This is a genomic window from Pandoraea sp. NPDC090278, assembly GCF_044772185.1.
Classification (GTDB): Bacteria; Pseudomonadota; Gammaproteobacteria; order Burkholderiales; family Burkholderiaceae; genus Pandoraea.
This window is the reverse complement of the sequence record NZ_JBIVYJ010000021.1, coordinates 1-9,938: the sequence shown is the minus strand read 5'-3', so window position 1 is coordinate 9,938 and position 9,938 is coordinate 1. Positions and strand designations below refer to the sequence as shown.

The window sequence follows — 9,938 nt, the reverse complement described above, 5'->3', positions numbered from 1 at the left end:
CTGGCAGCGCCCCCGATGCACGATATGGCATTCCGTCAGAGGGCAACGTCAACAACTTCTCGCTGAAGCAGGCCTCATCCCCCACGTAATCTTCTTCCACCACAACGTAATCGATGGCATTGGAATGCGTCGTTGCGGGATGTCCCAGTGCCATGGCTTGAATCGGTGCAACACGTAGATTGGCCAACCACATCGTGAGGGGAAACATACCGACACTCGGCATGTACAGCATGGACGCATGGCGATGATTTGCCTCACGCTGAATGGTAGTCAGTTGATCGATCATCGCAGCATCTTGCTGAATGGGAACAAATTCGTCGAAGACTTGCTTAGTCACTTCGTCCACTGTATTTTCGTATGCCATCGCTACGACATGAAAATGTTCCCGTGCAGCCTCGATCGTGCGCGAATGGGTTCGATAAATCGAGTGAGCGCTGGAAAACCATTCAAGGACAACCAGAAGAACAGGTTTGCCTTTGGTCTTGACGGACACGGCATCCCAATTGCTGAAGTCAGTGTCAATCACCCCGTCCTGCTTAAGTTTTCGCTTGATCAGTGCATTTATGGCAAGCTTCACGTCATGCTTGTCTGCACGATCCGCATAGCTGCAGTGCATGTAGACATCATGTAGAACGCCAACTGGAAGCAACTCGAGATCGGGAATCATAGGCAAATGCGATGTAAGCCACGGAAGTAGAATCTCTCGCTTAGAATGAGCTGACGGTGTCCCGATGAACCGTGGCGAGAGCAACATCATCGCCAATGAAACAGCAAGAACCTGATCGTGTTCCCACATCCGATCAATGTTCAAAGGAACCTCCGCATCCGGGGTGTAAAGGAAGCAAAACTTGAGCATGTCTTGTGCGGCAATGCTCACACTACTAAGATCCTCTTGAGACGTATTTCTGTTCAACGCACGCATAATGTGGTCGGTGTTTTGAAACGTCGTCGCTGCAAACAATGCCGCCAACCAACGCTGCAGCGTAAGCAACGGAATACGCCACTCCTGGCTGATAAACAGATCTTTGTTTGCGAGTAAGGCAGACGCAGCGCCGGCAGCTCGCGTCCAGACATGCGAAAACGCTTCATCTTCAGTGACGCTGCTGAGTGGCTGCGCGTGAAATTTTTTATCTACGCCACCGTAGTTCGCATCCAGGTTGTTAAGCAGCGCCACCAATTGACGCATCGCCATTTCAAGATCGCCGCCGTATGCGTGCGCTTCGAATTTTTCGAGAGAGAATTCCATGGTCACACCATTCCTAATGAAATCGCTGCCAATCAAAAGGCACCGCTTACCATCACGCCAACGCGGGAGCGTGCACCATCATTGGTAGAAGCGCCCGAACCAACTGCCGTCGCCCAAAAGACCCGCAGACTGAACAACTGCGCATCTGTGAGCTCGACCTGGAGACCGGCACCAGAACGAAGACTGGTGTTGTTTACAACACCGGGGTACGGATACCGGTTGTTTCTCACCCAACCGGTGTCATAGAACGCAGAAACGCGCGCACCCAACGTATGATCAAATACCGAAACCGGTGGCAGCGCGTACCGAAGCTCAATTGAGCCAAGCACTCCCTGATCGCCAGAAGCTTCTCCAGACGGATATGCACGTACGGCATAGGGCCCACCCAGGCTAAACTTAAAGTACGGATCGAGGTTTTTGTCACCGACCAAAGCCGTCACACCGGCAAACATCGAAAGCGAGCCGATGAGTGCCTGTTCACGCGAACCGCGCACGGTAATTCGATTGAACGAGCCGGCGGTATGCAAAAAATAGTTATCCAGCGCTTGCTGCACCATGTCGGTAATTCGAACCGAGCCGTGGTCTACCCTAATCCCCCATAGCGAGACTGCAGGAGACCCGATCCAAGTATCGTCGATACGACCGGCAAGATCAGCGCTCGCAGTCCAATACAATCTGGGGTTTTCGAATAGAGCATTGTCGTCACGAAGTTGCCCGCCCTTTAGGGATACAGTGACGTCGGTTCGCAAGTCCGATCGGAGCACGAGCGGATATCGAGCGTAGATTCCGATCGAACGTGAAGTGCCAGTGGCACGCAAAGCCGAAAATGAACCACTAAGCGAGTAATTCGTTTGCCCGAAATTCACGCCCGCTCGCCACCCCTTGGCACCAACGGGAGCGCTGTAGTCGATCTGAAAAAACTGATAGCGCGTCGGCTTATTGGAGAGGCCACCGATCCCGTCAAGTATGTCTCCAGTGGTCAATAGAGACCTTGCTACAACGTGTCCCTGCCCACGCCAGACGCCGGTCGCTTCTCCGCCGTAGTTATCGAATACAACTTCGCCTGCGACCTTACGACCGGGGGTGGCGTTTAGTGCCATGTGCGTATAACCTGGCTCCCCTCCTGGCGAAAGTTCGGCATACACCTCATAGCCTGTATTTTCACGAGCAAGCAAAACGACTCGCTCGATCAAACCCGATGTCGCCAAGTCTCCACCACAAGTTTGCGTCGCCGAGTCAATAGGCACGTTCGCACAGACGGCCGCGGCATATATATTGTGGATGGCATTGTCCACGCTTGAATCTGAGCTACTAACCGTAGGTTGCCCCTCTAGGCGCCCCTCAACAACGCGAATGTGGATTACACCGTCCCGGGATTCTTGCGCCGGAACAATAGTGTCTGCGACCAGATAGCCATGTTCGCGGTAATAAAGCTTGATCCGATTCGCTATCTCTTGGATCTGACGGAACGTATAGTCCCCGGGCACTGCATTGGCAACCTTCAGCAGAAGCGCCTCTTCAAAAACAGTTTCTCCCGTCAGCCTGAAGCCTTTGATTTCAATCGGCGGCGTAAAGTCGTCGGCAGGACTTTCGTCATGCTGAGACTTTGCAGCAGGAGCAGCATCGTTTGTCGGTAGTCCACCAACCTGCCGAGGCTGAACACCATGCTGAAGCTCATCGACGCTAGCCCCACCCAACCCAGGAGGCGTAACTTGAGCAACAGCCGCGTTAACCATCACGACAAACAACGCACAACTTGCTAATCGGAGAGCGACGAATCCAGACTTCCTGCGAGTTTTCATTTGGAGCTCGTGATTTCGTAATAAAACTATTCTCAAATATTTTTATCACGAGGCAAATTCGCTCTTTTCGATTGCGCAACCTTGCCTATGTGACGAAATGAATCATCGCATCACGCGGGAATTCGTTACATAGAACAATTTCTAAAAAAATCGGCAAAAATTCTATGCAGAAAAAATGGCGCACTCGCCTTGATTTTGATCAATTTTGGTTTCCGATTTTCCTGTCGGATATAGCGAACGATGAAGTCCGCTTTCCATTGGTGGAAATGGCCGTGGGCAGATTCGCATATAGAGAGAAGAGGCCGGAAGGGAGGAGGCGCAGACCATCCTGACTGCACTCAGCGGCGTTGCGTCGACGATACGCCACGGGATACATGCGTAAGTGCTATGGCAAAGAACAACTGAAATATAGAAATGCTAAAAAATTACGAATAATAACTTTGAGCGGCAAGAGCCAGATCGTATGCCCAGTGCCAATTGGCGGCAGCCCCCCGTCGGAAGCTTCTCAAAGGGCGATGCTGCCGAGCCCCCCCGGGTCGCCGCAGTCTAAAATTTCACTTCACTGGAAAAAATTGATTGTGCGTTCAATTGCAGAATACTAAGATTTCCCCAAAACATAAGTTCGCCTATCAAATCATAAAGCCCTCGATTTTTTAATAGAAAAAAATCTAAATTCAACTTCGCGCCTCGTCCGTGCATCCAGCTCAACATCGCGCGACCGCAGAATTCCTTACCGTTATCAGTTCGAATCGCCTGCGGCAAACCGTGCTGCATTGCGGCGCGATCCAGAATGCGCGTAGTGCCAATCCGCCGATCGCTCGGGCACGATGGCCACCGCTTCATGCGCCGCATCATCGACCACCGTCAGGCTCCCAATCCCCCGACCTTTCGCAATTCGGTCGAACACAAAATTCATCGAGCAGTTGACAGACGCAAGTAGGTAGAATTTCTGGGCCTCCAAGAATTGGAGATTCCCTTGAAGAACAGCAGATTCACAGAAAGTCAGATTGTCGCGGTGTTGAAGGAGGGAGAAACAGGAATGCCGGTGGCAGAGCTGTGTCGCAAGCACGGCATCAGCAACGCGACGTACTACCTGTGAAAGAGCAAGTATTCGAGCCTGCGAGTCTCGGAGCTGCAGCGCCTACGCGAGCTCGAAGCCGAGAATACCAAGCTCAAACGCATGTATGCAGATCTGGCGCTGGAGAACTCGGCCATCAAGGACGTTTTGCACCGAAAATCTTGACGCCGTCAGCTAGGCGCGAGGTGGCCGAACAACTGGTTCAAGCCAAGCTGCCGGTCACACGTGCCTGTCGGATCGCTGGCATTTCGCGGGCGGCATATTACAAGGGACCAATCCCGGAGTCCGAGCGTGATGCCGACCTGATTGACGCGCTAAACGCGGTGGTGCCACCCCATGGTCGTGGCTTTTGGAAGTGCTTCAATCGACTGCGGCCGGACGGGCGCACATGGAATCACAAACGCTTACATCGGGTGTACTGCGGCATGATGCCGAATTTGCCTCACCGCAGCAAAAGACGTTTGCCCACACGTGCGCCCCAGCCGCTGGATCTAGCAACGCAACCGAATCGATGTTGGGCACCGGATTTCACGCACGACACGCATTATTGCGGACGTCGGTTCCGTACGCTTAACATCATTGACGAGGCCAATCGCGAATGCCTTGCCGTAGAAATCGGTACATCGATTCCGTCGGCACGAGTTATACGCGTACTCAGTCGGCTGCTCGATTGCTACGGTACGCCCGACGCCATCCGAATGGATAGCGGTCCGGAGATGGTGTCGTTAGCCTTCACCGAGTGAGCTCAGAGCAAAGCCATTGCGATGCGCTATTCCAGCCAGGTAAGCCAAACCGAATACCTATGTTGAACGATTCAACCGAACGTATCGCAACGAGGTGCTCGATGCTCACGTATTCGTCAATTTGCAGCAGGTGCAGGCCATGGCTGGTCGACCACAACGAATACCGTCCCCACGCATCGTTGGGCGACGTCCCACCGACGCAGTATATGCCTAAGCCAACCAGGGCCTAGATCTCTATCTATTGCCGTCTACTTAACGGGGAAGCTTACGCCTTCTCCGTTGGCAGCCTCGTACTCTCAAGTTTCGGCTGATCCGAACAACCCCGGGCAGATCAGATCGGCGAACCTGCATTCTTCGATCAAAAAAAGCCGCGGATCAGAAGATCCGCGGACAAGAGGAAGAGTACTCAGCGGGGAACTGAGCATCTCAGCGCCATTGAGGATAGCGATTTCAGGAAAGCGCAAAATACCCTCCTGAAATCGCAGTATCACATTACTTCATTAAATAAACAATAGAATTTATTCTATTTGAATATTTCTCCCAATATCTTGGCAATAAATATTTGATGAAATTAATGTATTGACTCGGCAAAACCCACCCAGGTTAGGTGGCTAAAGCGAATGCCTCAGCCGGAGTTTTCATCTTCAGCATCTGATGTGACCGTTGATGGTTATAGAACTGAATCCAGTCGGCAATCGCCCCACAAGCGTGCTGCAAAGTTTCGAAGCGGTGGCGGTGCGCGCGTTGCTCTTTGAGCATTCGAGTCACTCGTTCGATCACTCCGTTTTGGTGCGGGCAATGCGGCGCGATGAACTCCTGACGCAGACCATAGCTTCGAACCAGCTCTGTGTAATTTCGGCTCTTAAAGACAAGTCCGTTGTCGCTTCGAAGCAAAAGCGGTTCTGGCACGCGGCCCAGTGTGCCGAAACGAGCTATCAGCGCTTGCTCCAGCGCGTTTGACGCCGTGGCGGCTTTGCCGTTTCGTGACAGATGCCAGCAGAGTAGCTCTCGCGCATGATAGACGATCACCAACGCCAAAGTTGCCTTGCCGTCACGTCCGACCCAGACTCGGCACATGTCCGTGAACCAGCGCTGATTGGGAGCCACCGCGACCGAAGGCATGCTCTGAATGCGCGGACGAAAGCCTATCGGACGCTTACGAACCTGCCAGCCTTTTAACTAAAACACGCGCTGCACGGTGTTCTTGTTAAGGCCCAGCAGGGACTTCAATTTTTTCGCGCACGCAACTCCAGCATCGCTTCGCCGTCCATCTCTTGATGTCTTCTTCCATTGCCTTGCTCATCGTATTTTTCTCGATTATGACTTGAGCAGGTTTTCACTAGATCAATACACCTGTGCGCTTACCACTTTTTGGCACCAATCTCCTTCAGAAGCTGGATATCCAGTGCTTGATCGGCGACTAGCTTTTTCAGCCTGACATTCTCTGCTTAGAGCGCGATGTCATCGCTGACCATCTCGCCGAAGCGCTTTCGCCAAGCGAAAATCGACGCCTCGCGCAGGCCGTCACGTTTGGCCACCTCAAGCACCGTATCCTGATCCGGCTCGCGCAGTCTCCGCACAATCTGTTCGCCGTTGTACTGACTCTTCGTCATACCAACTCCTCGCCTGAGCTGAGGAACCATTATCTCTAGATTTCTTTGGTACGAAATTTCACGGTCAGGTCAAAGTCATTGGCTTCACCCCGCAAATTCGAGAGAATCATGCTGCATACATATACACCTACAGATCACTCATCCATTATCCCTAACGATGAGAGTTATCAGAAACTCGACTCATTAAAAGAAATCCAGTAATAAGAAAGAATAGAACAACAATAGGTGTTACTCGCTGCGTTTTGAAAATGGGAAGGGCAATGGTGACGATCAGCGGCGCCAAAAACGAGGTTGCCCGTCCGGAAAGCGCAAAAATACCAAAAAATTCACCGACCTTATCGGGCGGAGACAGACGAGCAACGAGGGAGCGACTGGCAGCCTGCAATGGACCCATGCCGATACCAAGCAGCATCGCAAAGGCCAGAAAGACTTGCTCACCTATAGATCCAAATTTCTGAATTTGTTCGGCCCGTTGAGGGGTTGGAACACCGAAAAAAATGCTATTTTTGGTAATAGAAAGTATCCCGAGCGTGCTAAAAAATATGATTAGTATCGATAACTGTATAATTTTTTTGGAACTAAACCGATCTTCTAAAGCTCCGCAAACGAATACCGAGGGAATTGCAATCGTTGTTATCAGTATGCCAAATATTCCCAACTCTTCACTTCCCCAGCCAAACAGGTTTGCCGCGTAAATTCCACCAAAACTAATGATCGTAATCAGTCCGTCGTAGGCGATCATGTATGCCAACAAGAAAATAAATACATTTTCATGCCTACGAATGTTCCGAAAAGTTTCAATTAATCGACCAATACCAACTGTTATTGCGGCCCTTCCGGAAATCGTTGCTCGCCGACGTCCAGGTGTAAAAAGGAACATTGGAAGGACGAAGACGGTAAGCCAGAGCGCAGTAGCAGGACCCGTGCTTCGCTCAATTTGATAGCTCCCAGGCGGCGACCCCAGTCCTAAAATTGGTTGATGCCGTGACGCGACAATGACGCAACAGAGCGCAATTAGACCCCCCACATAACCTAAACTCCATCCTATGCCACTAAGCCGACCAATGTTCCGAGGTGAAACGATTTCGGGCAACATGGCGTTGTTGAGCGTGGCCGAGTACTCAGCAGAGACGTTCGAGATAACAATGGCGACCAGGATGACTGGTAACATGTCAAGCCTACCGGGCTCTGCCATCCAGAGCAGGCAACAGCAACAGCACAGAACTACTTGGAAGCAGGCCAGCCAACACTTGCGGTTACCGGTGACGTCTACAATGGCACCAACTATGGGTGCCCCAACCCCAACTAGCAAGGCTGATGATGAAATCGCTGCCCCCCAAAGGGCTTGTCCCTGAATAGGGTCTCCGATGTAGCTGGAAACAAAATACGGTGCGAATATGAACGTCGAGATTACGGTGAAGTATGGTTGATTTGCCCAGTCAAACATTGCCCATGAAATTCTCGACAGTACAGACGATACAGGGAGGGGATTCATTCGGGGTTGTTGAATTTGTAAGTTTTGAGAGTCAGAGAGCAACTCAAATTGAAACCGAAAATGTCTTGACCCAGTCTTATTTTTCAGTGCCGCAACTCATGTTGAGATGCACCAAACTTGGCATTCGACAAAAGTCCGTAGTGATCGAAAGATGTGTCCGCTGTCGATGTGATAGCCCCATGATTCATTAATGCATCGTGGCGGTAGATCATATCGGTCAATCCATTATGATTATCAGCATTCGGACCCGGCAGTGCTTAACTCCGACAGTTAAGAGGTTTTAATCACCAGACTTCAAATTCTCCAAGCCCTTTCCGCAAGCTTTAATATGCCAATAGTCGATAACGCATTGAAAATCCATGGCGTGCTCCCCCTTCCAGCCTTTTTAAGCTAGGAAACATCGCCAAATATCGTGCCTCATCGCCGTTTGCAGCACAAGGCAATTACGGTGCAAATCAGGCTCGATACAATGCCTACAGCCATAAGCATCCATCCGATGAGCAGTAGCGCGAAGGGATCTCGCAAATTCCCTTGTGCATCCAAATTCGCACCGACCACCGTGAATGCCAACCAAAGTGCGCCACCGGCGAGCATAAGACACGCGCTCACAATCCAGTAGCGGCGATTAGAAGCATCCCGCTTCGCCATCACAACACATAGGCCCAACGCAAGTGCTGTAACCACCAGCCAAACAATGCAAGCCATCAACTCCTCCGTGATCAGATGAACTGCCGTCTAATCGTCCAAACACATAATCAATCAGAACATTAGCGCATCAGGGAGATGCATGACCTTTCCTTGAGAAAGGCCCCGTTGGTTCTGCCCCCTCAACTTAAGATAATTAACTCGGATACATCCTGTCCATTTGCCTCCAACAACTGCACAGAAAACGCCGACGCCCCCGATTACGAAGCCCCCCGAGCATCCGGGCCCGGGATGTTCAAGTGATTGTCGAGTGCCACCGCAACGCCCCTCCGAGGCTAGTCAGCCTATCTGCCAATTGAACATGCTGGACACGCGCAAATTCAGCGTCATCAACCTAGACCAGCACTAGGACGCGAGGACACAAGCCGCCATAGCCTCGGAACGCATCCACCGTGCCAACCCTCGAAGTAGCGGCAGAGATGCGCAACCGAGACCAATAAATTTAAGTCCAACTCCAACCTGATGGCCACGTCGGCAAACAGCGCGTCGACCGAACTCAACGACTACCAGTTGTCGCGATCAAGCGCAGCGCTGAAAACGGAATTTGCACACATGAAATCCCCTCATAGAAATACAGATCGCAGCATGAAATGATAAATTTTCTATATTCCACTTGGCTACCGGCTGTTCCTGCGATTTTTCAGTGGCACTCCGCAGGGTTCGCATATGTTTGCTAGCGCCAGACCGTGAATTTTGATCACAACATACAATTCCGTCATTTGAGCGGGTGGCACAATGTGGAACTGTGAAAACACCGTATTCTTGCGAAGGCGACGTTAGATTACGATCAATGGATCCAAGATGAAATCGAATAAATTTTAAATACACCCCTACCCAAGAAAAGGTTCCCACTGAAGAATGGAGAATCCGGCATGATTTTCATCGTTTGAAATGGAAGATATGCCTGACCTGCCCGGTGATTTTCGGACCAGTTGAAACTTGAGAGAATGGCTTCCAACGGAGAAAGGAAGTCATGAAGAAGAGCCGGTTCACGGAAGAGAAAATGGTCACGATCCTGCGCGAGGCGGACAAGGCGCCGGTCGCCGAGGTGTCGAAGAAGCACGGGATCAGCGAGCAGACGATCTACAACTGGCGTCAGTATTTCGGCGGGATGGACGCCGCTGATGTGAAGCGCCTGAAGCAGCTCGAGCAGGAAAACGCGCGACTTAAGAAGATACTGGCCGAGCGTGATCTCGAACTTGATGTGATGAAGGAGATCAACGCAAAAAAATGGTGAGCGCGCCCGCTCGCCGTCA

5 protein-coding genes and 4 pseudogenes are annotated in these 9,938 nt (G+C 51.4%); 2 read left to right on the top strand and 7 right to left on the bottom strand.

Annotated features, from left to right (window positions below):
• The 3 genes and pseudogenes from ACIQWO_RS27055 to ACIQWO_RS27045 form a co-directional block, all read right to left on the bottom strand.
• On the bottom strand, positions 1-1,246 hold a 1,246-nt coding region (locus tag ACIQWO_RS27055), incomplete at its 3' end, for a peptide transporter (RefSeq protein ID WP_402830784.1).
• 32 nt (positions 1,247-1,278) lie between these two features.
• A complete protein-coding gene (locus tag ACIQWO_RS27050) occupies positions 1,279-3,048 on the bottom strand; it encodes a ShlB/FhaC/HecB family hemolysin secretion/activation protein (protein WP_402830782.1) in 1,770 nt (589 codons plus the stop codon).
• A gap of 669 nt (positions 3,049-3,717) precedes the next feature.
• Positions 3,718-3,967: pseudogene (locus ACIQWO_RS27045) on the bottom strand (transposase family protein); the annotation flags it as partial.
• A gap of 57 nt (positions 3,968-4,024) precedes the next feature.
• Between ACIQWO_RS27045 and ACIQWO_RS27040 the strand changes: the two are divergent.
• Positions 4,025-5,099 (top strand): annotated as a pseudogene (locus tag ACIQWO_RS27040) (IS3 family transposase).
• Between the two features lie 373 nt (positions 5,100-5,472).
• Here ACIQWO_RS27040 and ACIQWO_RS27035 read toward each other — a convergent pair.
• From ACIQWO_RS27035 to ACIQWO_RS27020, 4 genes and pseudogenes are all read right to left on the bottom strand, one after another.
• On the bottom strand, positions 5,473-5,991 hold the full coding sequence (locus ACIQWO_RS27035) for a transposase (RefSeq protein ID WP_402830780.1): 519 nt from the start codon (positions 5,989-5,991) through the stop codon (positions 5,473-5,475).
• A gap of 350 nt (positions 5,992-6,341) precedes the next feature.
• Positions 6,342-6,482 (bottom strand): annotated as a pseudogene (locus ACIQWO_RS27030) (transposase); the annotation flags it as partial.
• Positions 6,483-6,633: 151 nt separating this feature from the next.
• The gene (locus ACIQWO_RS27025) at positions 6,634-7,929 is read right to left on the bottom strand and encodes an MFS transporter (RefSeq protein WP_402830778.1); all 1,296 of its coding nucleotides are present in this window, start codon (positions 7,927-7,929) and stop codon (positions 6,634-6,636) included.
• 465 nt (positions 7,930-8,394) lie between these two features.
• Positions 8,395-8,625, bottom strand: a complete 231-nt coding sequence (locus ACIQWO_RS27020) for a DUF3955 domain-containing protein (protein ID WP_402830785.1) — start codon at positions 8,623-8,625, stop codon at positions 8,395-8,397.
• Positions 8,626-9,655: 1,030 nt separating this feature from the next.
• On the opposite strand from ACIQWO_RS27020, the pseudogene ACIQWO_RS27015 reads away from it, so the two are divergent.
• Positions 9,656-9,938: pseudogene (locus ACIQWO_RS27015) on the top strand (transposase); the annotation flags it as partial.